This window comes from Salibaculum sp. (genome assembly GCF_035270045.1).
GTDB lineage: Bacteria > Pseudomonadota > Alphaproteobacteria > Rhodobacterales > Rhodobacteraceae > Salibaculum.
Map to the genome: position 1 here is coordinate 52,416 of NZ_DATFIP010000019.1, position 24,501 is coordinate 76,916.

The following is a 24,501-nucleotide window of genomic DNA, read 5'->3' on the forward strand; positions in this document are numbered from 1 at the left end:
TCGACGTGCTCAGGCCTGGCGGCAGAACATGTCGTAGACAAGATCCAGTATTTGCCGTGGACGCTCGTCGGTCAAGCGGTAGTAGATCGTCTTGCCCTCGCGTCGGGGCGTCACCAGCCCCTCCAGCCGCAGGCGCGACAGCTGCTGCGACACGGCCGCCTGCCGCGCTGACAAAAGATTTTCCAGGTCGGTCACGGATTTCTCGCCGGTGGCCAGGTGGCACAGGATCATCAGCCGCCCCTCGTGGCTGATCGCCTTGAGGAAATTCGACGCTTCGGTGGCGCTTTCGGCCATCCGGTCGAGCTCCTCGGGCGGGATATCGTTGTCTATGACTGGCAGCCCCATGATCCACCTTCCGCGGGTTTCACGGATATTACCGGTTTCCGAGAGGGGCGCAAAAGGACCGTCTGACGCATCACCGGTCACTTGCGCGTTATCGGCAACAGGGGACGGAACCTCTTTCATCCCTCCGCCGCGGGCTCCATCAAACCGGCGTCAGCGATCATCCGCTCGACGAGCGCCCAGAAGAAGTCCTCGCCGGGATAGCCTTCTATCCGGTTCAGCTCGACCCCGTCGACGACCAGCACGAAGGTAGGGGTGAAGGTCAGGCGGCGGGCGAGGTCGAGGTCGTCGGGGACGGGATCGTGAAGGTCGATCCGGCGCAGCGGCGCCACCGCGCCGACTTCGGTCTTGGGGTAGATCGGCCCGATCTCGTCATCCCAGCGCCGGCAATAGGCGCAGCCGGCCTGTTCGACCATGACCAGCTGCACCTCGGCCTCGGCCGGGGTCCCTTGCGCGTGGGCGGGGAGTGCGCCGGACAGGACCGGAGCCAGAACGAGACAGAGCGCGGAGAGGAACCGGACCATGATTGAATTGACCTTTGTCTTTTCACTTATCATAATTCGAATATGTGAATTCTTCAAGGAGCCGGCATGTTCGACGTGTCCTTCATGGGCGCTTTCCTGGCCGGGTTGCTGGCGTTCCTGACGCCCTGCATCCTTCCAATGGTGCCCTTCTACTTCTCCTACATGGCCGGGATATCCATGGCCGAACTGCGCGCGGACGGGCGAATCGCTCCGGGGGCGCAGAAGCGGCTGACGGTCTCGGCGCTCATGTTCGCGCTGGGCGTGACGACCATCTTCATGCTGTTGGGGCTGGGGGCCACCGCGCTGGGCCAGGCCTTCGCCGCGGTCAAGGAACCGCTCAGCTACGTCGCCGCCGCGGTGATCTTCGTCTTCGGGCTGCATTTTCTTGGGGTGCTGCGGATCCCCTTCCTGATGCGCGAGGCGCGCATGGAAAGCACCTCGGACCCGTCAACGGTGCTGGGCGCCTACGTGATGGGGCTGGCCTTCGGCTTTGGCTGGACCGCCTGCGTCGGGCCGGTGCTGGCCACGATCCTGATGATGGCCAGCGGGATGGGCGACCTGGTGCAAGGCACGCTTTTGCTGGCGGTTTTCGGGCTGGGCATGACGCTGCCCTTTGTCATCGCCTCGTTCTTTGCCAAGCCGTTCCTGGGCTTCATGCAGCGGCACCGCGCCCGCATGGCCTACGTGGAGAAGGCCATGGGTGTTCTGTTGATCGTCTTCGCGATCCTGATCGCCACCAACACGATCAATGCCATCGGCAACTGGATGATCGAGACATTCCCGGCCTTCAGCAACCTCGGCTAGACCGGCCGGCATCGAAAAAGGGAGGAGACCCGATGTTCAAGACAGTGTTCAAACCCGCAATCGCGGCCCTTGCGGCCCTGGCACTCTTGGCCCCCGCGCAGGCGGCAGAGATTGGCGACGACGGCCTTCACAAGGCCGACTGGATGCACGAGACCTTTCTCGACCTGCGCGAGGATCACGCCGATGCCACGGCGCAGGGCAAGCGCCTTGCGGTGATGATCGAGCAGCGCGGCTGCATCTACTGCACGCAGATGCACGAGGAGGTCTACCCGATCCCGGAGATCGACGCCTTGTTACACGAAGAGTTCTACGTCGTGCAGATCAACATGTTCGGCGACCTGGAAGTCACCGACTTCGACGGCGAGGCGCTGCCCGAAAAGCGGATGGTCCGGAAATGGGGCGCCATGTACACGCCGACCATCTACTTCTTTCCCGAGGGGGTTCCCGACGCGGCCCCCGCCAACCGGGTTGCCGCCGCCTACGTGCCCGGTGCGCTCAGCCCCGGCATGTTCCACAACATGCTGACCTTCGTGCGCGACGAGGTTTACGAAGAGGAAAACTTCCAGAAGTACCATGCCCGCATCTTCAACGCGGGTGAGGGGCTCTATGCCGAGGGTGGCGAATAGCGCCGCGCCCGACCCCGCCCGGGGCGCGATCAGGCAGCGCGCCCGGCCCCGCGGCCGGGCGGTTCCTGCACATGGATAAATTCAAGCCTATGAATTTGATGTTGCGAGTCGGCCAGCCGGTGCGCTACGGTATACAGGAATAAGAAGTTCGAAAGACCTTAGGGAGGGATCATGACGCGAACAATTGCACTGGCCTGCGGCTTGGCCATGGGGGGCAGCGTGGCGCTGGCCGACATGGTGGCGCCGACCGAGGTGAGCTTCGGCGATTACGGCTCTGTCGAACAGTCGCTGACAGGTACGCCGGGCGACCCGGAAGCGGGCCGAGAGGTCATGGTCTCCAAGGGCATCGGCAACTGCGTGTCCTGCCACGCCGCCGAGGACTATTCCGACGTGCCCTTCCACGGCGAGGTCGGCCCGCCGCTTGACGGCATCGGTGAATACCGCACCGAGGGAGAGTTGCGCGGTATCCTGATCAACGCCAAGATGACCTTCCCCGGAAGTGTCATGCCGGCCTTCTACAAGGTCGATGGCTTCACCCGACCCGGCAACGCCTACACTGGCAAGGCAGCGGAGGGCGAGCTGGACCCGCTTCTTTCTGCCCAGCAGATCGAGGACGTTGTCGCCTACCTGATGACCCTGACCGACTGATACGACGGTCACGGAACCGCGAACCCGAGAGGAGAAATCATGAGCTTTTCGCGTAGAGAAACCATCCTGATGGCACTGGGGGCTGCGGCGGCGACCGCGCTTCCGATGCAGGCCCGCGCCGCCATTGAGGATGCCATTGCCGCCTTCACCGACGGTGCCGAGCCGGGCGAGGGGGGCATCACGCTGACCGCCCCCGAGATTGCCGAGAACGGCAACACGGTCCCGGTCGAGGTCAGCGCCCCCGGCGCCGCTTCGATCACCATCCTGGCCGCGGGCAACCCGACCCCGGATGTCGCGACCTTCAACTTCGGCCCGCTGGCCGGGGCGCAGGCCGCTTCGACCCGCATCCGTCTGGCCGGCACGCAGGACGTCATCGCCATCGCCAAGATGGAAGACGGCTCGTTCGTGCAGGCCAGCCAGGAAGTGAAAGTCACCATCGGCGGCTGCGGCGGCTAACCCAAGGAGAGGATACAAGACATGGCAGACAACGTTACCCCCCGCGTCCGCGTCCCCCGCGATGCCGCCGCCGGCGACACCATCACGATCAAGACGCTGATCTCGCACCCGATGGAGTCGGGCCAGCGCAAGGATAGCGACGGCAACACCATCCCGCGGTCGATCATCAATCGCTTCACCTGTGACTTCAACGGCGAGAGCGTCATGGAAATGATCCTCGAACCGGCGATTTCCACCAATCCCTTCATCGAGTTCCAGGCCGTCGTGCCCGAAAGCGGCACCTTCGCCTTCACCTGGTACGACGACGACGGCTCGGTCTACGAGGAATCGAAGGACATCGCCGTCAGCTGAGGCGGACGGACCACAGGGAGGAACAACATAATGACAATGTCCACACTCAAGACCGCGGCCTGCGGGCTGGCCCTTTTGGCCGCGCCGCTGGCGGCGAATGCCGAGGACCTGGTCGTCAACGGCGAGATCGAGATGATCACCGAAACCGAGCCGGCGGCCCACCTGGACGGCGCGGTGCCGACCGTGCGTTCGGGCTGGACTTTCCGGGCCTCCGAAACCCAGCAACTCCAGATGGACGATTTCGAGAACCCGGCCATGATCGACGCCGACAACGGTATGTCCGCATGGAACACGGCCGAGGGGGCCGAGGGCAAGTCCTGCGCCGATTGCCACGGTGCCATGGAAGACTCCATGGGAATGGTCCGCGCCACCTATCCCAAGTGGAACGAGGAGGCCGGCGAGGTCCGCAACATCCAGATGCAGGTGGACGACTGCCGGGTGAACCAGATGGGCGCCGAGCCCTACGGACTGGATTCGCGACCCATGCTGGCGATGGAGGCGGCGATCTCCTCGGTCGGACGTGGTCAGGTCGTCGACGTGGCCATCGACGGCCCCGCTGCAGAGACCTGGGAAATGGGCAAGGAACTCTACTACACCCGCTTCGGCCAATTGGATCTGTCCTGCGCCTCCTGCCACGAGTTGAACTACGACAACTACATCCGGGCCGATCACCTGTCCCAGGGGCAGATCAACGGCTTTCCGACCTACCGCCTCAAGAATGCCCGCCTGAACGGCACGCATTCGCGCTTTCGCGGCTGCATCCGCGATACCCGCGCCGAGACCTTCGCGGTGGGCAGCGAGGAATTCCTCGCGCTGGAACTCTACGTCGCCTCGCGCGGCAACGGCCTGACGGTCGAGGGCCCCGCCGTCCGCAACTGATCAGGGAAACCCGCGCTGGCTCCGCCGGCGTGGGTTTTCTTGCACCTGATATATTCACTTTTGCGCATATGAAGGCGCGAAGGCAGACCAAGACCAGAAGGATCCGCCCATGATCTCCCGTCGTGATTTTCTCCAGGCCTCCATGGCCGCCTCGGCCATGGTCGGGGCTTCCGGCTTCGGCAACTGGAGCAAACTGGCCGCGCAGCAGGCCCTGACGCAGGACCAGCTGTTGCAGTTCGACACCTTCGGGAATGTCTCGCTGATCCACATCACAGACATCCACGCCCAGCTCAAGCCGATCTATTTCCGCGAACCGGAGGTCAATATCGGCGTGGGCGCGAACAGGGGCGTGGTGCCGCACATCACGGGCGCGGAGTTCCGCAAGCTCTACGGGATCGAGGATGGCAGCCCCTCGCATTATGCCCTGACCTACAACGATTTCTCGGCGCTTGCGCGGACCTACGGCAAGATGGGCGGCATGGATCGCGTGGCCACGGTCGTGAACGCGATCCGCGGCGACCGGCCGGACGCGATCCTGCTGGACGGTGGCGACACCTGGCACGGCTCCTACACCTGCTACCAGACCGAGGGGCAGGACGTTGTCAACGTGATGAACGCGCTCAAGCCCGATGCCATGACCTTCCACTGGGAATTCACCCTGGGCCAGGACCGGGTGCGCGACATCGTCGCTGACCTGCCCTTCGCCGCGCTGGGCCAGAACATATTCGACGCAATGTGGGACGAACCCGCGGCCGAGTTCAAACCCTACCAGTTTTTCGAGCGCGGCGGCGTCAAGGTGGCGGTGATCGGCCAGGCTTTCCCCTACATGCCCATCGCCAACCCGGGCTGGATGTTCCCCGACTATTCCTTCGGCATCCGTGACGAGCACATGCAGCAGATGGTGGACGAAGTGCGCGCCCAGGGGGCCGAATGCGTGGTCTGCCTGTCGCACAACGGCTTTGACGTTGACAAGAAGATGGCCTCGGTCGTCAGCGGCATCGACGTGATCCTGTCGGGCCACACCCATGACGCCCTGCCCGAACCCGTGCTGGTGGGGGACACGATCGTCGTCGCGTCGGGCTCCAACGGCAAGTTCGTCAGCCGCGTCGATCTTGATATCCGCAATGGTCGCATGATGGGCTTCCGCCACAAGCTGATCCCGATCTTTTCGGACGTGATCGCGCCCGATCCGACAGTCTCCGGCCTGATCGACGATCAACGCGCGCCCTTCAAGGACCAGCTGGAGGAGGTCATCGGCCAGACCGACGGGCTGCTCTACCGGCGGGGCAATTTCAACGGCTCCTGGGACGACCTCATCTGCGACGCGCTCATGAGCGAACGCGAGGCCGACATCGCCATGTCGCCCGGCGTGCGCTGGGGGCCGTCCATCCTGCCCGGTCAGGACATCACGCGCGAGGATATCTGGAACGTCACCTCGATGACCTATGGCCGGGCCTACCGAACCGAGATGACGGGCGAGTTCATTCACACGGTCCTGGAAGACGTGGGCGACAACCTGTTCAATCCCGACCCTTACTACCAGCAGGGTGGTGACATGGTCCGCATCGGGGGCATGGGCTACCGCATCGACATCACCAAGCCCCAGGGCAGCCGCATCACCGACATGACGCTGCTTTCCACGGGCGAGGCCATCGATCCGGCCAAGACCTACGTGGTCGCCGGTTGGGCCTCCGTGAACGAGGGCACCGAAGGCCCGCAGATCTGGGACGTGGTCGAGGACCATATCCGCAAGCAGGGCACCGTGACCGTGACGCCGAATACCAGCGTCAAGGTCGTCGGCGCCTGAGCCGATTGACGTATCGAGAGGACGAGACATGGACATGAAGTTCAAGGGCATGAAGCCGTCGCGGCGGTCCTTCCTGACAGGGGCTGCCGCCGCTGGCGCGGGCAGTGTTGCCGCCACCGTCGCCAAGGGGCAGACCGCCCCGGACCCGGCGATCACCGAATTGCAGGACTGGCAGGTCTACCTGGGCGATGGCGTGGATGCCGCCCCCTATGGCATGCCATCCCGGCACGAACGCCACGTGGTGCGCCGGACGGTGGACTGGCTGACGGCCGACAACATTTCCTCGATCAACTTCACGCCGCTGCATGAGCTTGACGGGATCATCACGCCCAACGGCGTCTGCTTCGAGCGTCACCACAGCGGCGCGGCCGAGATCGACCCGGCCGAACACCGCCTCATGATCAACGGCCTGGTGGACCGCGAACTGGTCTTCACCATGGAAGACCTGATGCGGTTCCCGCGCGAAAACCATGTCTATTTCCTGGAATGCGCGGCGAACACCGGCATGGAATGGGCGGGCGCGCAGCTCAACGGCTGCCAGTTCACCCACGGGATGATCCACAACGTCATGTATACCGGCATCCCGCTCAAGCTGCTGCTCGCCGAGGCGGGCATCAAGACCAACGCCAAGTGGATCCTGCCCGAGGGCGCCGATGCTGCGGCCATGACCCGTTCGATCCCCATGGAAAAGGCGCTGGACGACTGCCTGGTGGCCTTCAAGATGAACGGCGAGGCGCTGCGCACCGAACAGGGGTATCCTGTTCGTCTGGTCGTGCCCGGCTGGGAAGGCAACATGTGGGTCAAGTGGTTGCGCCGCATCGAGGTGGGTGACAAGCCCTGGCACCACCGCGAGGAAACCAGCAAGTATACCGACCTGCTGGAAAACGGCGAGGCGCGCCGCTTCACTTGGGAGATGGACGCCAAATCGGTCATCACCAATCCCAGCCCCCAAGCGCCGCTGACCCATGGCCCCGGCTATACCGTGCTGACCGGCGTGGCATGGTCGGGCCGCGGGACGATTCCGCGGGTGGACGTGACGCTGGACGGCGGCAAGTCCTGGCACCAGGCCCGCATGTCGGGTCCCAGCCTGAGCAAGTCCATGCACCGCTTCTATTTCGAGTTCGAATGGGACGGCAAGCCGCTGCTGCTGCAGAGCCGCGCCCATGACAGCACCGGTTATGTACAGCCCACCAAGGACCAGCTGCGCGAATGGCGGGGCGAGAACTCCATCTACCACAACAACGGTATCCAGACCTGGTACGTGAACGAGAATGGCGAGGCCGAGAATGTCGAAATTTCCTAATCAACTCGCCCTGGTCGCCGTGGCCGCGACTTCGGTCATCGCGCTGAGCGTCGGTCTGTCCGAACGTGCAGCCCACAACGCCGAGATTGCCGCCGCCACGGCGCAGGCCGAGGCCGATGCCATGGCTGTCCAGACGGCCGAAGCCGAGACTGCCGAGGCCGAGGCCGTCGTGACCGAGCAGGTCACCGCGGAGGTCGCCGAGGCCGAGATGGTCGAGGAGGTGGCCGAAGACACCGTCGCCGAGGCCGAGACCGCGGCCCCTGAAACCGTCACGGCCGAGGCCACCGCCGATACCGGTGACACCTTCGAGGGCGGTTCCTCGACACCGGCGCTTTTCGTTGGCGCCGCCTGGGCGGAAAGCCACGAAAGCCCCATGATCGGCGAGCTTGACGGGATCAGCTTCGACCTGGGCCGCGAGGCGCTGGACGAAGAGGTTGCCGCCTGGGACATCGACATCCGCCCCGACGGCGCCGGCCTGCCCGCGGGCTCGGGCGATGTCTGGACCGGCGAAGAGGCCTATATCGAGAATTGCGCCCAGTGCCATGGCGACTTCGGAGAAGGCCGCGCGCGCTGGCCCGTCCTGGCCGGCGGCTGGGACACGCTCGAACACGAGGACCCGGTCAAGACGCCCGGCTCCTACTGGCCGTACCTGTCCACCGTGTGGGACTACGTGCACCGCGCCATGCCCTACGGCCAGGCCCAGAGCCTGACCGACGACGAGGTCTACGCGATCACGGCCTACATCCTCTACCTCAACAACCTGGTGGATGACGATTTCGAACTGTCGCAGGACAATTTCACCGAGGTCAGCCTGCCCAACGAGGATGGCTTCTTCATGGATGACCGTGCCGAGGGCGAGATACCGGCCTTCAGCGAAGAGCCCTGCATGGAGAACTGCAAGGACAGTGTCGAGATCACCATGCGCGCCAGCGTGCTGGACGTGACGCCCGAAGACGAGCAGGCCGAGGCGACCGAAGCCGCCGCCGAGACCACCGAGGAGACGGCTACGCAAGAGGCTGCCGCCGAGGACGAGACCACCGCGGTTGCTGCGGTCGATCCGGCCCTGGTCGAAGAGGGCGAGGGCGTTTTCCGCAAGTGTCGCGCCTGTCACCAGGTGGGCGAGGGTGCCCGCAACGGCGTCGGGCCGCACCTCAATGGCGTGCTCGGCCGCACCATCGGCGGGATCGATGGCTTCCGCTACTCGGGCGTCTTCCAGGAGGCCGCCGAGGCCGGCGAGGTCTGGGGCCCCGAGAACCTCGGGGAATACCTGGCCGATCCGCGCGGCGCCATGCCGGGGACCAACATGTCCTTCGCCGGGTTGCGCAGCGAGGAAGAGATCGCGGCGATCACCGCATACCTTTCGACCTTCGAGGCGCAGTGATGATCCGCGCTGCGCTTTTACCGGCGGTGCTCGTCGCCGGCTTGGGCAGCGGCAGCGCCGCCCAGGTGGGCGGAGATCCCGACCGGGGTGAAGCGCTCTTTCGCTCGGACTGCGCGTCCTGCCACCAGGTTGGTCAGGGCGCGCGCAACCGCGTCGGTCCGCATCTCAACGGGATCTTTGACCGCCAGGCGGGCGCAATCGAGGGCTTCCGCTATTCCGAGGACATGATGCTGCGGGCCGATGCCGGGCTGAAATGGACCTTCGAGTCGCTGGACCGTTACATCGAGAACCCCCGCGTCTTCGTCAGCCGCACCCGCATGAACTATGTCGGGATGAAAAGCGCCGAGGACCGCTCCGATCTGCTGGCCTATCTGCGTCGTTTCTCGGCCGACCCGGCCAATATCCCCGAGGCCGCGCCCACCGCCGCCGCCGTGGATCACGAGGTCGATCCCGAAATCCTCGCCATCGTGGGCGACCCGGCCTATGGTGAATACCTGTCGACGGAGTGTACGTCTTGCCACCAGCAAAGCGGTGCGGCCAGCGGCATCCCGTCGATCACCAACTGGCCGGCGGACATCTTCGTCACCGCCATGCATGCCTACAAGGAGGGGGTGCGCGAGCACAATGTCATGGAGATGATGGCGAGCCGCTTGTCGAACGAAGAGATCGCGGCGCTCGCTGCCTATTTCGAGAACATCGAATAGGCGCTAGGTTGTTTGGGGCCGGGAGGGGCCCCATTCGAACGGGGCTGGACGGACCGGACCAGAACGACGCCGCGACAAGCGGTGCGTCAAACATCAAAAGGGGAGGAGACCCGACATGAAACTTAATCGCAGAGCCTTCATAGGCACCGCGGCCGCCGGCGCGGCCACGCTTTCGGCGCCCACTGTCATGGGCCAGGGCAGCGGACGACCGCGCGTCGTCGTTGTCGGTGGCGGCGCGGGCGGGGCCACCGCGGCGCGCTACATCGCCAAGGATTCGAACGGCGAAATCGACGTCACCCTGATCGAGCCGACGCGCGCCTATTACACCTGCTTTTTCTCGAACCTCTACATCGGCGGCTTCCGCGAGATCGACAGCCTCGGCCATTCCTACGGCACCCTGGCCGGGAACTACGGAATCAACGTGCTGCACGATTGGGCCACCGGGGTGGACCGCGACGCCAAGACCGTGACCACCGCGGGCGGCTACACGCTGCCCTATGACCGCCTGATCCTGTCGCCCGGCATCGATTTCGTCGATGGCGCCGTACCCGGCTGGGACATCAGCGCCCAGGACCGGATGCCCCACGCCTACAAGGGCGGCAGCCAGACCGAACTGCTCAAGGCCCAGATCGAGGCCATGCCCGAGGGCGGCACCTATGCGATGGTTGCCCCGCCCAATCCCTATCGCTGCCCGCCTGGCCCCTACGAGCGGGTCAGCATGGTTGCGCACCTGCTGACCGAGATCAATCCGACGGCCAAGATCCTGATCGCCGATCCCAAGCAGAACTTTTCCAAGCAGGCCCTGTTCGAAGAGGGCTGGCGCAACAACTATGCGGGCATGATCGAGCGGATCGGTCCGGATTTCGGCGGCGACGATATCGAGGTCGACCCCGAAGCCATGACCTTGTCGATCGGTGGCGCGGTCGAGAACGTCGATGTCTGCAACGTGATTCCGGCCATGAAGGCCGGCCGCATCGCCGAGATCGCGGGGATCACCGAGGGCAACTGGGCCCCGGTCAACGCCGCCGATCTGTCCAGCACCATGGACGAGAACATCCATGTCCTGGGCGACAGCGCGGCGCAGGGCGACATGCCGAAATCCGGCTTCTCGGCCAACAGCCAGGCCAAGGTCTGCGCCAACGCGGTGCGGGGTGCCCTGACCGGATCCAGCGTCTTCCCGGCGCGTTTTGCCAATACCTGCTGGTCGCTGATCGACACCGACAACGGGGTCAAGGTGGGCGCCACCTACGAGGCCACGGACGAGAAGATCGCCAAGGTTGACGGCTTCATCTCGGACACCGGCGAAAGCGCGGAGGTCCGCGCCGCGACCTACCGTGAATCGATCGGCTGGTATGACGGCATCACCGCCGACATGTTCGGCTGATCGACTGTTCCCGCGGGCCTTGATCCAGGTCAAGGCCCGCGGGGTGCCCGTCGTCGAGAATGGCGGCCAACACGGAGGATATTCCATGAAAACGATTGCCGCGCTGGCCCTGTGCCTCACCGCCTCGACCGCCCTTGGGCAAGAGGCCGTCATGACACCTTTCGAGGGCAGTTTCGATGACGCCACCTTCGCCGTCGAGAACGAGATCATCGGCCGGGGCTTGGTCGTCGACTATGTCAGCCACGTTGGCGAGATGCTCAACCGTACGGCGGAGGACGTGGGGTCGGACGTCACGATCTTCGACGCCGCCGATGTCTTCCTGTTCTGCTCGGCCACCGTTTCGCGCGAGGTCATGGAAGCCGACCCGATGAACATCGCGCATTGCCCCTACGGTGTCTTCGTCACCGAACAGGATGGCGAGGTCATGGTGGGGCATCGCACCTATCCGGATGGGCCCATGCAGACCGTCGAATCCCTTCTGGACGAGATCGTCCAGGCTGCCGTGGGGAACTGACCAGACATGGACTATGACGACTACTTCCGCTCCGAACTCACGCGTCTGAAGGATGAGGGCAACTATCGCGTCTTCGCCGACCTGGAGCGGGAGCGCGGTGCCTTTCCCAAGGCTCGGAACCATCTGGACGATGCCGTCCGCGACGTGACGATCTGGTGTTCCAATGATTACCTTGGCATGGGCCAGCACCCCGACGTGCTGGCGGCCATGCACGGGGCGCTCGATACCGTGGGGGCCGGGGCCGGGGGCACGCGCAACATTTCCGGCACCACCCATCATCACGTTCTGCTGGAACGTGAGCTGGCCGACCTTCACGGCAAGGAGGCGGCGCTTCTGTTCACTTCGGGCTATGTCTCGAACTGGGCCACGCTCGGCACGCTGGGGGCCAGGATTCCGGGGCTGGTGATCCTGTCGGACGCGCTCAACCATGCGAGCATGATCGAGGGGATCCGCCATTCCAAGGCGCAGAAGGTCATCTGGAAGCATAACGACCTGCAGGACCTTGAGGCCCAGCTTCGGGCGCTGCCGGCGAATGCGCCCAAGCTGATCGCCTTCGAGAGTGTGTATTCCATGGATGGCGACATCGCGCCCATTCGCGAGATCTGCGACCTGGCCGACCGCTACAACGCCATGACCTATCTCGACGAGGTGCACGCCGTTGGCATGTATGGACCGCGCGGTGGCGGCATCGCCGAACGCGAGGGGCTGATGGACCGGCTGACCGTGATCGAGGGCACGCTGGGCAAGGCGTTCGGCGTGGTCGGCGGCTATATCTCGGCCTCGGCCGACCTGGTGGATTTCGTGCGTTCCTTTTCGAGTGGTTTCATCTTCACCACCGCGCTGCCGCCAGCGGTCGCGGCAGGAGCCTGCGCCTCGATCCGGCACCTGAAAGCCTCGGCGGCGGAACGCGACCTGCAAAAGAAAAAGGTCGCGCAGGTGCGCGAGCGGCTTGACGAGATCGGCATCCCGCATCTTCCCAACCCCGGTCATATCATCCCGGTGATGGTGGGCGACCCAGTCAAGTGCAAGTTCATCAGCGACACGCTGATGGACCGGTTCGGAATCTACATCCAGCCGATCAACTATCCCACGGTTCCCAAGGGGACCGAGCGGTTGCGCATTACGCCCGGCCCGGTTCATTCGCAAGCGGACATCGATCGTCTCGTGGGGGCGCTCTGTGATCTCTGGACCCAGTGCCAGTTGGCGCGTCAGCCCCTGGCGGCGCAGTAACGCGGAAGAAACTGCCGGAATTCCCTTGGCGGGGCCGGAAGACCGGCCCCGTTTCCGTTTCTGCGGTCACGCCGCGATGAAGCGATAGGCATCGCCCGACGGTTCGGCCCGCCCGATCCCCGGATAGGGCAGGTGGAAACCGACAAAGGCCATTTGTTCGCTGGCCAATTGGTCCAGCAACGCCGCGCGGGTCCGCGCCCCCATCTCCTGGTCCTGGTCCGAGCCGGAAACCCACTCGGGGCGCGCGAAGGCCACGTGTTCGTTTCCGATGCAATCGCCCAGCACCATCACGCTTTCACTGCCACCACGCAGCTCGAAGGACATGTGCCCGGGCGTGTGACCGAAAGTGGCGCGGGCGGCGACGCCGGGCAGGATTTCCGCGCCGTCCTCGAAGACCGTCAGCCGATCTTCCAGCGCGCCAAGGTAACGTATCGCGCCGGCTGCGAAGGCCAGGCGTGCCTCGCCGATGGTGTCGGGTGTGGCAGGATCGAGCCAGTAGTCGCGTTCCGCGCGGCCGATCAGGTATTGCGCCTCGGGAAACACGAGATCGCCGAAATCGTCCTGCAATCCCCAGAGGTGATCAGGATGGGCGTGGGTGAAGACCACGTGTGTGACCTCGGCTGGCGTGACGCCGATCGCGTCCAGCGCCTCCCACAGAGTGCCTGCGGAGGGCATGAAGTTCGGCCCGGCGCCCACGTCGAAGATCACCGTGTTGGTGCCGTCGCGCATCAGGGTTACGTTGCAGTCCGGCGTCAGCTCGTTGCCGGTAATCCCGTGGCGCTGGAGAATCGCCGTGACCTCGTCCTGTGGCAGATCGCCGAACTGGAAATCTCGCGGCAGCACCAGGTTGCCGTCGCTGAGCGTGTCGATGCGGACATCGCCCAGGGTGATCTGCGCATGGGCCCAGCGGGGCAAGGCGGCGGCGCCAAGGGCGGCACTGCCGGTCAAGAGCAGGGTGCGGCGGTCGATTTGCATGGGGTTCCTCCCGTTTTCATATTCAATTTTCACTATGTTAAAGCAAGCCGAGCGTCACGGCAAAGCCAAACCTTTCAATGCCGTGTCGGCCCGGGGGGCTTGTGATCGGGGGACTCTCGCGCTACGGTCGCCACGCGTGACGGGAGAACTGGCAGCGCCAGTGCCGAAGGAGCAACCGCCCCGGTAAACTCTCAGGCTTCAGGACCGCCGCGTGACAGGACTCTGGAGAGTGGTGCCACATGCACCCGCCGAAGGGATAGCGATCTCAGGCAAACGGACAGAGGGGGCATTGACCGCGGGCCGCGCCCGCATCCAATGCCCGGGGGCCTGCCCCCGGCCCAACGGACCGGAGCATGCATGGCCGACCTGAAAAGAACGCCGCTTTACGACCTGCACGCCAGCTTGGGGGCGAAATTCGTGCCCTTCGCGGGCTACGAGATGCCCGTCCAATATGCCGCCGGTGTCATGCAGGAACACCTCTGGACTCGCGAGAACGCGGGTCTGTTCGATGTCAGCCACATGGGGCAGGTGATCCTGCGCGGACCCGAGGCGGCCGCCGAGATGGAAGCTCTCGTGCCCCAGGCGGTGCAGACGCTGAAACCGGGCCGCCAGCGCTACGCCTTCTTCACCAATGACGCGGGCGGCATCCTGGATGACCTGATGATCGCCAACCGTGGCGATGATCTTTTCGTTGTGGTCAACGCGGCCTGCAAGGCCGCTGACATCGCGCACATGCGTGCGGCACTGGCGACGACACAGGTGGAAGAGATCACCGACCGTGCCCTGCTGGCGCTGCAGGGCCCGAGGGCCGAGGCGGCGCTGTCCCGACTGATCCCCGACGTGGTGGAAATGCGCTTCATGGATGTGGAAACGCATGCCTCAGATTTCGGGGAGCTGTGGATTTCGCGGTCTGGCTATACCGGCGAGGATGGTTACGAGATTTCAGTGCCCGAAGGCGCGGCCGAGACGCTGGCCCGCGCATTGCTCGAGGATGATGCGGTCGCGCCGGTCGGCCTTGGCGCCCGCGACAGCCTGCGGCTGGAGGCGGGCCTGTGCCTGTACGGCGCCGATCTGGACGAGACCACCACCCCCGTCGAGGCCAACCTGACCTGGGCGATCCAGAAGGCGCGGCGCGAGGCCGGAGATTACCCGGGCTTCGCACGCATCCGGCACCATCTGGTCGATGGTCCCGCGCGGTTGCGCGTCGGCCTGCGCCCCGAGGGGCGCGCGCCGATGCGGGCCGGAACGCCGCTCTTCGCCGAACAAGAGGCGACCCGGTCGGTGGGCGAGGTGACGTCGGGCGCCCACGGCCCCTCGACCGGATGCGCGATTTCCATGGGCTACGTCGGCACGGCACATGCCGCGCTGGGCACGCCGCTTTGGGGCGAGGTGCGCGGCAAGCGCCTGCCCGTGACCGTCTGCGAACTGCCGTTCCGGCCATCCAGCTACAAGACCTGAAGGAGAGAGACATGAAATTCACCGAGGAACATGAATGGCTGCGCGTCGAGGGCGACCACGTGGTGGTCGGCATCACCGAGCACGCCGCGACCCAGCTTGGCGACGTGGTCTTCGTCGAACTGCCAGAGGCAGGCGGCGAGGTGGCCAAGGACGACGAGGTCGTGGTCATCGAAAGCGTCAAGGCGGCCTCGGACATCCTTGCGCCGCTGGACGGCGAGATCGTCGAGGTCAACGAAACCCTGACCGACAGCCCGGACCTGGTAAATTCCGACCCGCTGGGCGAAGCCTGGTTCTTCAAGATGAAGGTGGCGGATCTTTCGGCGCTGGACGGCATGATGGATGCCGACGCCTACAAGGACTTCATCGGCGCATAGGGGGCGCAGCCTCCATCCGCGGTATTTTCAACCCAGAAAAACAGGTGTTCGATGCCCTTCACCCCGACCGACTATCTGCCCTATGACTTTGCCAACCGCCGCCACATCGGGCCCTCGCCTGCCGAGATGGACGAGATGTTCAAGGTGATCGGCGTGGACAGCCTCGACCAGTTGATCGACGAGACCGTACCGCAGGCGATCCGCCAGGCCGAGCCGCTGGACTTCGGCAAGCCCATGTCCGAGCGCAAACTGCTCAACCACATGCGCCAGGTGGCGGCGAAGAACGAGGTCCTGACCAGCCTGATCGGCCAAGGCTATCACGGCACGGTCACGCCGCCGGTGATCCAGCGCAACGTGCTGGAAAACCCCGCCTGGTATACCGCCTATACCCCCTACCAGCCCGAGATTTCGCAGGGCCGCCTGGAGGCGCTGCTCAATTTCCAGACCATGGTCGCCGACTTGACGGGCCTTGAGATCGCCAATGCCTCGCTGCTGGACGAGGCCACGGCCTGCGCCGAGGCCATGGTCATGGCGCAGCGGGTTGCGAAATCAAAGGCGCGCGCGTTCTTCGTGGACGCGAACTGCCACCCGCAGAACATCGCCGTCATGCAGACCCGCGCCGCCCCGTTGGGCATCGAGGTGGTCGTCGGCGCGCCCGAGGACCTGGACGCCGCTGCGGTCTTCGGGGCGATCTTCCAGTATCCGGGCACCCATGGCGGTCTGCGCGATGTCACCCCGCAGATCTCGGCGCTGCATGCCGAGAAGGCGATCGGCATCGTGGCCGCGGACCTGCTGGCGCTGACACTGTTGAAGGAACCCGGCGCGATGGGCGCGGATATCGCGGTGGGCAACACCCAGCGGTTCGGTGTGCCGATGGGACTGGGCGGGCCGCATGCAGCCTATTTCGCCTGCAAGACGGCCTACAAGCGCCACATGCCGGGGCGGATCGTCGGCGTCAGCGTCGACAGCCACGGCAACACGGCCTATCGGCTGTCCCTGCAGACGCGCGAGCAGCATATCCGCCGCGAGAAGGCCACCAGCAACGTCTGTACCGCGCAGGCGCTGCTTGCCGTCATGGCGTCCTTCTACGGGGTGTTTCACGGCCCCGAGGGGCTCAAGGCCATTGCGCAGCGCATCCACCGCAAGACGGTTCGCCTGGCCAGGGGCCTGGAAGAAGCCGGGTTCGAGGTTCAGCCCGGCGCCTTTTTCGATACGATCACCGTCGAGGTCGGAGCGCGGCAGAAAGCGGTGATGGAATCCGCCGTGGACGAGGGGATCAACCTGCGCGCCGTCGGCGAAACGCAGGTCGGCATCTCGCTTGACGAGGCGACGCGGCGGCCCGTGATCGAGAAGGTCTGGCGCGCCTTCGGGATCGACCGCGAGGACGATGACCTTACGCCCGAATACCGGGTGCCCGAGACGCTTCACCGGCGCTCGGACTACATGGAGCACCCGGTGTTCCACATGAACCGGGCCGAGACGGAGATGATGCGCTACATGCGGCGCCTGTCCGACCGTGACCTGGCACTGGACCGGGCCATGATCCCGCTGGGGTCCTGCACGATGAAGCTGAATTCGGCCGCCGAGATGATGCCGGTCAGCTGGCGCGAGTTCAGCCTGATCCACCCCTTCGCTCCCGCCGATCAATGGCAGGGCTACGCGGAACTGATCGAGGATCTCTCCGAGAAGCTGTGCACCATCACCGGCTATGACGCGATGTCGATGCAGCCCAATTCGGGCGCGCAGGGGGAATACGCCGGCCTGCTGACGATCATGGCCTATCACGCGGCCAACGGTGACACCCAGCGCAAGACCTGCCTGATCCCGGTCAACGCCCATGGCACCAATCCGGCGAGCGCACACATGTGCGGGATGGACGTGGTCGTGGTGAACTGTACCGACCGCGGCGATATCGACGTGGAGGATTTCCGCGCCAAGGCCGAGGCCGCGGGCGATAGCCTGGCCGCCTGCATGATCACCTATCCCAGCACCCATGGCGTCTTCGAGGATACCGTTCGAGAGGTCTGCGAGATCACGCACGAGTTCGGCGGCCAGGTCTACCTGGACGGGGCCAACCTGAACGCCATGGTGGGACTGTCCAAGCCGGGCGAGATCGGCGCGGATGTCAGTCACCTCAACCTGCACAAGACCTTTTGCATTCCGCATGGCGGCGGCGGCCCCGGCATGGGGCCGATCGGGGTCAAGGCGCAGCTGGCGCCGCACCTGCCCGGGCATCCGGCCCTTGGGGGCGAGCAGGGGCCGGTGGCCGCGGCGCCCTATGGGTCGCCGTCCATCCTGCCGATCTCCTGGGCCTACGTGCTGATGATGGGGGGCGAGGGACTGACCCAGGCAAGCCGCGTGGCGATCCTCAACGCCAACTACATCGCCAAGCGGCTGGAAGGGGCCTACAAGGTGCTCTTTTCCGGCGACAACGGCCATGTCGCGCATGAATGCATCATCGACACCCGCGCCTTTGCCGAGGCGGGCGTGACAGTCGATGACATTGCCAAGCGGCTGATGGATTGCGGGTTTCACGCGCCGACCATGTCCTGGCCGGTGGCCGGAACGCTGATGGTGGAACCCACCGAGAGCGAGAACAAGGCCGAGCTAGACCGCTTTTGCGACGCCATGCTGGGCATCCGCGAGGAAATCCGGAAGGTCGAAAAAGGCGATTGGCCGCAGGACAACAACCCGTTGAAACACGCGCCCCACACCATGCAGGACATGGTCAAGGACGACTGGGACCGGCCCTACTCGCGGCAGGCCGCCTGCTTTCCGGCAGGCAGCTTCAAGGTGGACAAGTACTGGGCCCCGGTGGGCCGGGTCGACAATGTCTACGGCGACCGAAACCTCATCTGCACCTGCCCGCCGCTGGAGGCTTACAGGGACGCGGCAGAGTAGGGGGCCCGCCCAGATATTGAACCGCGCCACCGCGTGGCGCGGTTCCACTTTTCACGCGTCCTGACGTCGAATGCGTCCGCGAGTTCCGGTTACGCGGCGGCGTGTCGTTGCTCTATAGGGGCCCGCCCTATACGCCTGTCTTGTCCTGGTCCGTGATTTGGCTTGCCGGGTCCTTGTCCGCCGTGTCCACGCCCCACGGCTCGACGCCGATCCGCAAGGCCGCGCGGCTGATCATGTGCGCGCCAATCGGTGCCGTCAGCAACAGGAACAGCACGATCAGCACGGCCTTGAAGATAACGGTTGGCGCCCCGAAATGGACCGCGGCCCCGGCCATGATCAGACCCGACCCCAGCGTCCCGACCTTGGTCGAGGCATGCATGCGGATGAAGACATCGGGCATGCGCAGGATACCGATTCCCGCCACGAGGATCAGCGCGCCGCCCACCAGCAGGAGCCCTGCCGCCAAAAGATCCATCATCAACCGTCTCCTTCCTGGCCGCGACTTCGACGACGCTCGGCGAACCGGGCCAGCGCCACGGTGGCAAGAAAGCCGACCAGTGCCAGCGCGAGGGCAACGTCCAGAAACGCCTGAACCTCCGAGCGCACGGCCATCAGCCCGCAGAAGGACACGATCGCCACTGTCATCATGTCCAGCGCCACCACGCGATCCGGCATCGTTGGACCCCGCACCAGCCGGATGAACCCCAGTGCCACCGCCAGGAAGACCAGAAGGAAGCCCGCATTCACGGCCATGGTAAGGACTGTCATGCGCGCCTCCCTTCAACGGCGTCGATCACCCATTTCTCCATGCCGGACTTGATCGTTTGGCAGACAGCCGCGGGGTCGTCCGCGAACATGGCGTGGATGCTCAGTGTCTTGCGGTCCTCGCTGACGTCCAGCGACAAGGTTCCGGGGGTCAGCGAGATCAGATTTGTCACCAGAAGTATGCCGGCATCGGATTTCACGTCCAGAGGCACCTCGATGATCGCGGGCCGGGCATTGTAGCCCGGTGTGACGATGTCCCACAGAACCTGGAGGCTCGAGACCACGAGTTCATAGAGGAACAAGATCGCCAGCTTGATCCAGTAGAAAACGCGGGCGAAATAGGGTGACGGACCGCCGGTCAGCGGTTGCAGCAGCCACATCACCAGGTAGGCCAGCACAAATCCCGAGCCCAGGACCAGGAGCCCGAAGTTCCCGAAGAAGGCGCTCCAGAGAACGGCGAGAAGCAGGTTCACGGCAAGGGTGTTCATGGCGCGTCTCCCAGCACCGCGGTGATATAGCCGGCAGGCTCAAGCAGTTGTTGCGCCGAGGTCTCTGCAAAGACCACGAAGGGCTCGGGAAAAAGGCCGATGATCATGGTCAGCGTCGCCAGCCCTGCGATGGGTGCAAGCATCCAGCGCCGGGGCGCGGCCGAAACGCGGTTCAGTTCCGGTTCATAACCCGCGGGGTGCTTCTTCCAGAAGGCCTCGGCCCAGATCTTGGTCATCGAGTAGATCGTCAGCAGGCCGACGGCAAGTGCGACGCCGGCGATCACCCAGCCCTGATCCTCGAGGGCCGCAGCGACGATCACGTATTTCGCCCAGAAGCCCGACAGGGGTGGGAAGCCGGCAAGAGAGAAGGCGGGGATCAGGAACAGGACGCCAAGCAGGGGCGCCGCCTTGTAAAGTCCGCCGATGCGGGCCAGGTCCGTGGACCCGGTCGCGCGGTGCACGACGCCGCCGATCAGGAACAGGTTTGCCTTCACGATGATGTGGTGGACGAGGTAGAACACGGCGCCCACGATCCCCAGCGGCGTGTAAAGCGCGAGACCGAGGATCATGTACCCGATCTGGCTGACGATGTGGAACGACAGGATCTTGCGGATTTCGTTCTGGGCCGCCGCGCCCAGCACTCCGGTCACCATGGTAAAGCCCGCGACCCAAAGCAGGATCTCGTGCGTGAAGCCGGTGTCGCCGGTGAACACCAGCGTGAACATGCGGATCAGCGCGTAGACCCCGACCTTGGTCAATAGCCCGGCAAAGACCGCCGAGACCGAGAAGGCCGGTGTGTGGTAGGCGGCAGGCAGCCAGAAGAACAACGGAAACACGGCCGCCTTCACCCCGAACGCGATCATGAACAGCATCGCGATGACGGTGACCATGCCCTGGTTCTCGACCTGCGGCACGCGGAGCGCGAGGTCGGCCATGTTCAGCGTGCCGGTCATGCCATACAAAAGGCCGATCCCGGCAAGAAACAGGATTGTCGAGACGAGGTTCAGCGTCACGTATTTCACGCCGCCGTCGATCTGCGCGCGCGACCCACCCAGCACCAGCAGGCCGAAGCTCGAGATCAGCATGACCTCGAACCAGACGTAGAGGTTGAAGAGGTCCCCGGTCAGGAAGGCCCCCGTGACGCCCGCGATCAGCAGGTTGAACAGCGCATGGTAGCCCAGGCGTTCTTTCGCCTCGTCGATGTCGCCCATGGCATAAAGCGCCGTGGCGAACGCCGTGATTGCCGTGATGACGACCATGACCGCGCCCAGGTAGTCAGCGACGAGCGTGATGCCGAACGGCGCGCGCCAGCCGCCCATCTGCCCCGCGATCACGCCTTCGCGCAGAACCTCGACCATCAGAAGGCCGGCAGCACCCAGCAAGAACGCATTGCCGAGAAGGGAAATCCAACGACCTGCCGCACGCTTGCGCCAGAGGAAGGCCAGCACCGCCGTCAGGAAAGGCAGCGCAAGGGGTGTCGCGAGATACCAGCTCATGCCTTGTCCGTCTCCCGCGGTTCCGCGACGCGCATGTCGTCTGTATGGAGCGTGCCGAGCGAGGTGTAGGCCCGGAACACCAGGACCAGCGCGAAGGCGAAAAGCCCGAAGCCGATCACGATGGCCGTCAGGACAAGTGCCTGGGGCAGTGCATTGGCCACCTCGGCGGCCGGTGCCTCGGCCCCCTCCGGGATAAGCGGGGGGCTGCCCAGCGTCAGGCGCCCGGCGGTAAAGATCGTCAGGTTCGCCGCGTTCGAGATCAGGACCAGTCCGAAGATGAAGCGCAGGACGTTGCGCGCCAGCATCAGGTAGACCGAGCAGGTGACGAGCACGCCTATGGCAATGGCAAGCAGGGCTTCCAACTCAGATCTCCTCTTCCATGGCAAAGACCAGCGTGAGGATCGACCCGAGCACAACCATGTAGACCCCGATGTCGAAGACCAGCACCGTCGAGAGCGGCAGGCCCTTCTCGGTTTCGGTGGCGTTGATGAACAGCCACTGGCCGGTGAAGAGGTCATCGCCGAAAAGGGCCGCGGCCAGCCCGGCGAGGAGGGCGATACCCAGCCCGACGGCGGCGATGGCCTGTGGCTCGACCCGCAGGGATCGCCGTGCGTCCTCGGTGCCGCAGGCAATGGCGAAGAGCACGAAGCCCGTTGCCCCGATCAGCCCGCCGATGAAACCGCCGCCCGGCTCGTTGTGTCCGCGCAGCAACATGTAGATGGAGAAGACCAGCAGCAGACCGGCGAGGTAACGCGTCCCGGCGCGCAGGATGACCGAGTTCATTTGCTGTCCTCCGTGTCGTCTGCTCGCGTGGTGCGCAGCAGGGCATAGGCTGCCAGCGCCGCGATCACCACGACCGCGATTTCGCCGAAGGTGTCGAGGGCGCGGAAATCCACGAGGATCACGTTGACGATGTTGCGCCCGAAGGCCTCGGGCCAGGCGGTGGCCTCGAAATAGTCGCTCAGCCGCCGGTCGAGCGGGACGGCGACCACCGCCAACAGGATAACCGTCACGACGGCACCCACCCCGACGGCCAGAAGCGCATCCCAGGGGCGAAAGTCCTGCCGCGCGCTTTCAAGGCGGGGCAGCCGCAGCAGCGCCACGGCGACGAGGACGACCACGAGGGTCTCGACCATGAGCTGCGTGATTGCCACATCCGGCGCCGAGAAGACGATGAAGACCATGGCCACGCCGATGCCGGACACACCAAGGGCGGCCATGGCGGTGATCCGGTCTGCCGTGATGGCCGCCAGGCCCGCGCCCAGCATGATGAGCGCGACCAGCGCGATCCCCAGAGGTTCCGCGGTATCGAAAGCGGGCAGGGCCAGCCCGGCGTCTCGGACCACCATCGTCACGGCCAATGTCACGAAGACGGTGGCGAAGGTGACGAACATGTATTGCCGCAACACCCCGGTCTGGATGGCGCGGGTTTGCCAGGCGGCGAGGCCCTTCAGTCCCTTCAGGAAGTCATCCCAGATCGGGTCGGCGGTGGGTGTGGCCCGGTCGGCCGCGGCGAGGCCCGCACGCACACGGCCCGCAAAGCCGTAGAGCAGGAAGCCCAGCGCGAAGGTCGCCAGCGACAGGTAGAGCGGCAGGTTCACACCGGCCCAGAGCTTGAGTTCCTTGACCTTGTCGAAATCGCCGATGAGCACCCCGGCCGTCGGGTCGATCAACGTGCCTTGCAGCAGAGCGGGGAAGATCCCGAAGGCCGTGCCCGCCACCGCGAGGATGACCGGGCCTGCCAGCATCGGCCAGGGGGCCTCGTGCGGGGTCTTGGGCATCGTGCCACCGGCGCGCCGCCAGAACGGCCCGATGGCCACCACGCCCGCGACACCGACCATCAGGGCGTTCGCGGCCAGCGCCGCCCCCGTCACCAGTACGGACGAGGGCACCGCCGCGATCGAGCCGGCGTAGATCAGTTCCTTGCCGATATACCCGATGAAGGGGGGCAGACCGGCCATCGAGGCCGCAGCCAGCGCCGCCGCAAGCGCGGTGACGGGCATCAGCCGGGCGAGCCCGCCCAGGATCTCCACCTCTCTGGTCCCGGTTTCGTGGTCTATGCAGCCGACGACCAGGAACAGGGCCGCCTTGTAGAGCGAATGTACGACCAGAAAGGTCGCGAAGGCGGTCATGGCGTAGGCCGAATCCTGGCCCAGGAACATCGTCAACGTGCCCAGCGCCATCAGCGTGGTATAGGCCAGCGCCTGCTTGAGGTCGGTCTGGCGCATTGCAAGCAGGCTTGCCAGCACCGCAGTGATCGCGCCCAGAACGGTCAGCGTCCAGATCCAGACCTCGGTGCCCGACAGGGCCGGGTGCAACCGTGCCATGAGGTAGACCCCGGCCTTGACCATGGTGGCCGAGTGCAGGAAGGCCGAGACCGGCGTGGGCGCGGCCATGGCATTCGGCAACCAGAAATGAAAGGGAAACTGCGCCGATTTGGTCAGGGCGCCCAGAAGGACCAGGATCAGGATTGCCAGGTAGTGCGGGTGGGCGACGATGGCCCCGGCCTGCGGGATGATTTCCGATATGCGGAATGTGCCCGCGGCATTGCCCAGCAGGATGAAGCCCGCCAGCATCGCCAGAGCGCCGAAGCCGGTCACGAAAAGCGCCTGCAAGGCCGAGCGCCGCCCCTTCTCGGTCTCGTGGCCGAAACCGATCAGCAGGTAGGAGGTTATCGTCGTCAGTTCCCAGAAGACGAAGAGCGCGATCAGATCATCGGCCAGCACCAGCCCCAGCATCGCCAGCATGAAGCTGAACAGGAACAGTGCGAAGCGGGCGAACTGGGGATGCCCGGCCAGGTAACTGTTCGCATAGAGGAACACCAGGGTACCGATCCCCGAGATCAGCAGGGCGAAGGTCAGGGCCAGCCCGTCCACGAGAAAGGCCACGGATATGCCCAGCGACGGGACCCAGTCCAGAATCCACCCCGGCGTCTGGCCGTCGGCCACGGCGGGGATGAACCCAAGGAACCAGGCGAAGATCGCGGCCGAGGCGATGGTGGGCAGGATGCCGACCCATCCGTTCCCCGCGGTGCTGCCGGTATCGGCGCCCATTCATGTTCCTCCTCGTGTTCCGGCCCGCGTCTGGGCCG

At 65.1% G+C, this 24,501-nt stretch carries 26 protein-coding genes and 1 riboswitch; of the genes, 16 read left to right on the top strand and 10 right to left on the bottom strand.

The window, feature by feature from the left end; all coding sequences use genetic code 11:
• Positions 1–9: 9 nt before the first annotated feature.
• Both VJ897_RS03120 and VJ897_RS03125 read right to left on the bottom strand, forming a co-directional pair.
• Complete coding sequence (locus VJ897_RS03120) at positions 10–345, bottom strand: ArsR/SmtB family transcription factor (protein WP_324053166.1); 336 nt, start codon at positions 343–345, stop codon at positions 10–12.
• A 116-nt stretch (positions 346–461) separates the two neighbouring features.
• A complete protein-coding gene (locus VJ897_RS03125) occupies positions 462–899 on the bottom strand; it encodes a thioredoxin fold domain-containing protein (RefSeq protein WP_324053168.1) in 438 nt (145 codons plus the stop codon).
• Positions 900–932: 33 nt separating this feature from the next.
• Between VJ897_RS03125 and VJ897_RS03130 the strand changes: the two genes are divergently transcribed.
• From VJ897_RS03130 to hemA, 13 genes are all read left to right on the top strand, one after another.
• Positions 933–1,670, top strand: coding sequence for a cytochrome c biogenesis CcdA family protein (locus VJ897_RS03130; protein ID WP_324053170.1), 738 nt, complete (start codon positions 933–935; stop codon positions 1,668–1,670).
• A 32-nt stretch (positions 1,671–1,702) separates the two neighbouring features.
• Positions 1,703–2,296, top strand: a complete 594-nt coding sequence (locus VJ897_RS03135) for a thioredoxin family protein (protein ID WP_324053172.1) — start codon at positions 1,703–1,705, stop codon at positions 2,294–2,296.
• A gap of 171 nt (positions 2,297–2,467) precedes the next feature.
• Positions 2,468–2,944 carry a sulfur oxidation c-type cytochrome SoxX gene (soxX, locus tag VJ897_RS03140; protein WP_324053174.1) on the top strand — a complete coding sequence of 159 codons (477 nt, stop codon included), beginning with the start codon at positions 2,468–2,470 and terminating at the stop codon, positions 2,942–2,944.
• A 39-nt stretch (positions 2,945–2,983) separates the two neighbouring features.
• A complete protein-coding gene (soxY, locus tag VJ897_RS03145; RefSeq protein ID WP_324053175.1) occupies positions 2,984–3,400 on the top strand; it encodes a thiosulfate oxidation carrier protein SoxY in 417 nt (138 codons plus the stop codon).
• Positions 3,401–3,421: 21 nt separating this feature from the next.
• Positions 3,422–3,751, top strand: coding sequence for a thiosulfate oxidation carrier complex protein SoxZ (gene soxZ, locus VJ897_RS03150; protein ID WP_324053177.1), 330 nt, complete (start codon positions 3,422–3,424; stop codon positions 3,749–3,751).
• Between the two features lie 30 nt (positions 3,752–3,781).
• Entirely contained in the window at positions 3,782–4,630 is an 849-nt protein-coding gene (soxA, locus tag VJ897_RS03155; protein ID WP_414706664.1) for a sulfur oxidation c-type cytochrome SoxA, read from the top strand.
• A 109-nt stretch (positions 4,631–4,739) separates the two neighbouring features.
• Positions 4,740–6,437 (top strand): thiosulfohydrolase SoxB, encoded by a 1,698-nt coding sequence (gene soxB, locus VJ897_RS03160; protein ID WP_324053179.1) that lies wholly within the window; start codon positions 4,740–4,742, stop codon positions 6,435–6,437.
• 28 nt (positions 6,438–6,465) lie between these two features.
• A complete protein-coding gene (gene soxC, locus VJ897_RS03165; protein WP_324053181.1) occupies positions 6,466–7,740 on the top strand; it encodes a sulfite dehydrogenase in 1,275 nt (424 codons plus the stop codon).
• Positions 7,724–9,121, top strand: coding sequence for a c-type cytochrome (locus VJ897_RS03170; protein WP_324053183.1), 1,398 nt, complete (start codon positions 7,724–7,726; stop codon positions 9,119–9,121). The genes soxC and VJ897_RS03170 overlap by 17 nt, the downstream gene beginning before the upstream one ends.
• Positions 9,121–9,825, top strand: coding sequence for a c-type cytochrome (locus VJ897_RS03175; protein ID WP_324053185.1), 705 nt, complete (start codon positions 9,121–9,123; stop codon positions 9,823–9,825). The genes VJ897_RS03170 and VJ897_RS03175 overlap by 1 nt, the downstream gene beginning before the upstream one ends.
• A 115-nt stretch (positions 9,826–9,940) precedes the next feature.
• Positions 9,941–11,209 (top strand): FCSD flavin-binding domain-containing protein, encoded by a 1,269-nt coding sequence (locus VJ897_RS03180; protein ID WP_324053186.1) that lies wholly within the window; start codon positions 9,941–9,943, stop codon positions 11,207–11,209.
• Between the two features lie 85 nt (positions 11,210–11,294).
• A complete protein-coding gene (locus tag VJ897_RS03185) occupies positions 11,295–11,723 on the top strand; it encodes a DUF302 domain-containing protein (RefSeq protein WP_324053188.1) in 429 nt (142 codons plus the stop codon).
• Positions 11,724–11,729: 6 nt separating this feature from the next.
• Positions 11,730–12,953, top strand: coding sequence for a 5-aminolevulinate synthase (hemA, locus tag VJ897_RS03190; protein WP_324053190.1), 1,224 nt, complete (start codon positions 11,730–11,732; stop codon positions 12,951–12,953).
• A 66-nt stretch (positions 12,954–13,019) separates the two neighbouring features.
• Here the strand turns inward: hemA and VJ897_RS03195 are convergent, their stop codons facing one another.
• Entirely contained in the window at positions 13,020–13,928 is a 909-nt protein-coding gene (locus VJ897_RS03195) for an MBL fold metallo-hydrolase (protein WP_324053192.1), read from the bottom strand.
• A gap of 130 nt (positions 13,929–14,058) precedes the next feature.
• A riboswitch (glycine riboswitch) is annotated at positions 14,059–14,145 on the top strand.
• Between the two features lie 140 nt (positions 14,146–14,285).
• Here VJ897_RS03195 and gcvT point away from each other — a divergent pair.
• From gcvT to gcvP, 3 genes are read left to right on the top strand one after another with little or no spacing between them, the layout of a single operon-like run.
• Positions 14,286–15,386, top strand: a complete 1,101-nt coding sequence (gene gcvT / locus VJ897_RS03200; protein WP_324053194.1) for a glycine cleavage system aminomethyltransferase GcvT — start codon at positions 14,286–14,288, stop codon at positions 15,384–15,386.
• An 11-nt stretch (positions 15,387–15,397) separates the two neighbouring features.
• Complete coding sequence (gene gcvH / locus VJ897_RS03205) at positions 15,398–15,760, top strand: glycine cleavage system protein GcvH (protein WP_324053195.1); 363 nt, start codon at positions 15,398–15,400, stop codon at positions 15,758–15,760.
• 51 nt (positions 15,761–15,811) lie between these two features.
• Positions 15,812–18,661 carry an aminomethyl-transferring glycine dehydrogenase gene (gene gcvP, locus VJ897_RS03210; RefSeq protein ID WP_324053197.1) on the top strand — a complete coding sequence of 950 codons (2,850 nt, stop codon included), beginning with the start codon at positions 15,812–15,814 and terminating at the stop codon, positions 18,659–18,661.
• Between the two features lie 127 nt (positions 18,662–18,788).
• On the opposite strand, the gene mnhG is transcribed toward gcvP, so the two are convergent.
• The 7 genes from mnhG to mbhE are packed head-to-tail and all read right to left on the bottom strand — an operon-like array spanning position 18,789 to position 24,463.
• Positions 18,789–19,139, bottom strand: a complete 351-nt coding sequence (gene mnhG, locus VJ897_RS03215; RefSeq protein ID WP_324053199.1) for a monovalent cation/H(+) antiporter subunit G — start codon at positions 19,137–19,139, stop codon at positions 18,789–18,791.
• Positions 19,139–19,429: a cation:proton antiporter gene (locus VJ897_RS03220; RefSeq protein ID WP_324053201.1), complete on the bottom strand. Its 291-nt coding sequence runs from the start codon at positions 19,427–19,429 to the stop codon at positions 19,139–19,141. Before VJ897_RS03220 ends, mnhG begins: the two co-directional genes overlap by 1 nt.
• Positions 19,426–19,914, bottom strand: coding sequence for a Na+/H+ antiporter subunit E (locus VJ897_RS03225; protein ID WP_324053203.1), 489 nt, complete (start codon positions 19,912–19,914; stop codon positions 19,426–19,428). Before VJ897_RS03225 ends, VJ897_RS03220 begins: the two co-directional genes overlap by 4 nt.
• Complete coding sequence (locus VJ897_RS03230; RefSeq protein WP_324053205.1) at positions 19,911–21,410, bottom strand: Na+/H+ antiporter subunit D; 1,500 nt, start codon at positions 21,408–21,410, stop codon at positions 19,911–19,913. Before VJ897_RS03230 ends, VJ897_RS03225 begins: the two co-directional genes overlap by 4 nt.
• On the bottom strand, positions 21,407–21,772 hold the full coding sequence (locus VJ897_RS03235; protein ID WP_324053207.1) for a Na+/H+ antiporter subunit C: 366 nt from the start codon (positions 21,770–21,772) through the stop codon (positions 21,407–21,409). Before VJ897_RS03235 ends, VJ897_RS03230 begins: the two co-directional genes overlap by 4 nt.
• Position 21,773: 1 nt before the next feature.
• Positions 21,774–22,193 carry a Na+/H+ antiporter subunit B gene (locus VJ897_RS03240; protein WP_324053209.1) on the bottom strand — a complete coding sequence of 140 codons (420 nt, stop codon included), beginning with the start codon at positions 22,191–22,193 and terminating at the stop codon, positions 21,774–21,776.
• Positions 22,190–24,463: a hydrogen gas-evolving membrane-bound hydrogenase subunit E gene (gene mbhE / locus VJ897_RS03245; RefSeq protein ID WP_324053211.1), complete on the bottom strand. Its 2,274-nt coding sequence runs from the start codon at positions 24,461–24,463 to the stop codon at positions 22,190–22,192. The genes VJ897_RS03240 and mbhE overlap by 4 nt, the downstream gene beginning before the upstream one ends.
• Between the last annotated feature and the right edge of the window lie 38 nt (positions 24,464–24,501).

Bases quoted from the DNA above. Each gene is read 5' to 3' on its own strand.
- VJ897_RS03120 (WP_324053166.1), bottom strand. From the start codon at position 345: ATGGGGCTGCCAGTCATAGACAACGATATCCCGCCCGAGGAGCTCGAC.
- VJ897_RS03125 (WP_324053168.1), bottom strand. From the start codon at position 899: ATGATAAGTGAAAAGACAAAGGTCAATTCAATCATGGTCCGGTTCCTC.
- VJ897_RS03130 (WP_324053170.1), top strand. From the start codon at position 933: ATGTTCGACGTGTCCTTCATGGGCGCTTTCCTGGCCGGGTTGCTGGCG.
- VJ897_RS03135 (WP_324053172.1), top strand. From the start codon at position 1,703: ATGTTCAAGACAGTGTTCAAACCCGCAATCGCGGCCCTTGCGGCCCTG.
- soxX (WP_324053174.1), top strand. From the start codon at position 2,468: ATGACGCGAACAATTGCACTGGCCTGCGGCTTGGCCATGGGGGGCAGC.
- soxY (WP_324053175.1), top strand. From the start codon at position 2,984: ATGAGCTTTTCGCGTAGAGAAACCATCCTGATGGCACTGGGGGCTGCG.
- soxZ (WP_324053177.1), top strand. From the start codon at position 3,422: ATGGCAGACAACGTTACCCCCCGCGTCCGCGTCCCCCGCGATGCCGCC.
- soxA (WP_414706664.1), top strand. From the start codon at position 3,782: ATGACAATGTCCACACTCAAGACCGCGGCCTGCGGGCTGGCCCTTTTG.
- soxB (WP_324053179.1), top strand. From the start codon at position 4,740: ATGATCTCCCGTCGTGATTTTCTCCAGGCCTCCATGGCCGCCTCGGCC.
- soxC (WP_324053181.1), top strand. From the start codon at position 6,466: ATGGACATGAAGTTCAAGGGCATGAAGCCGTCGCGGCGGTCCTTCCTG.
- VJ897_RS03170 (WP_324053183.1), top strand. From the start codon at position 7,724: ATGTCGAAATTTCCTAATCAACTCGCCCTGGTCGCCGTGGCCGCGACT.
- VJ897_RS03175 (WP_324053185.1), top strand. From the start codon at position 9,121: ATGATCCGCGCTGCGCTTTTACCGGCGGTGCTCGTCGCCGGCTTGGGC.
- VJ897_RS03180 (WP_324053186.1), top strand. From the start codon at position 9,941: ATGAAACTTAATCGCAGAGCCTTCATAGGCACCGCGGCCGCCGGCGCG.
- VJ897_RS03185 (WP_324053188.1), top strand. From the start codon at position 11,295: ATGAAAACGATTGCCGCGCTGGCCCTGTGCCTCACCGCCTCGACCGCC.
- hemA (WP_324053190.1), top strand. From the start codon at position 11,730: ATGGACTATGACGACTACTTCCGCTCCGAACTCACGCGTCTGAAGGAT.
- VJ897_RS03195 (WP_324053192.1), bottom strand. From the start codon at position 13,928: ATGCAAATCGACCGCCGCACCCTGCTCTTGACCGGCAGTGCCGCCCTT.
- gcvT (WP_324053194.1), top strand. From the start codon at position 14,286: ATGGCCGACCTGAAAAGAACGCCGCTTTACGACCTGCACGCCAGCTTG.
- gcvH (WP_324053195.1), top strand. From the start codon at position 15,398: ATGAAATTCACCGAGGAACATGAATGGCTGCGCGTCGAGGGCGACCAC.
- gcvP (WP_324053197.1), top strand. From the start codon at position 15,812: ATGCCCTTCACCCCGACCGACTATCTGCCCTATGACTTTGCCAACCGC.
- mnhG (WP_324053199.1), bottom strand. From the start codon at position 19,139: ATGATGGATCTTTTGGCGGCAGGGCTCCTGCTGGTGGGCGGCGCGCTG.
- VJ897_RS03220 (WP_324053201.1), bottom strand. From the start codon at position 19,429: ATGACAGTCCTTACCATGGCCGTGAATGCGGGCTTCCTTCTGGTCTTC.
- VJ897_RS03225 (WP_324053203.1), bottom strand. From the start codon at position 19,914: ATGAACACCCTTGCCGTGAACCTGCTTCTCGCCGTTCTCTGGAGCGCC.
- VJ897_RS03230 (WP_324053205.1), bottom strand. From the start codon at position 21,410: ATGAGCTGGTATCTCGCGACACCCCTTGCGCTGCCTTTCCTGACGGCG.
- VJ897_RS03240 (WP_324053209.1), bottom strand. From the start codon at position 22,193: ATGAACTCGGTCATCCTGCGCGCCGGGACGCGTTACCTCGCCGGTCTG.
- mbhE (WP_324053211.1), bottom strand. From the start codon at position 24,463: ATGGGCGCCGATACCGGCAGCACCGCGGGGAACGGATGGGTCGGCATC.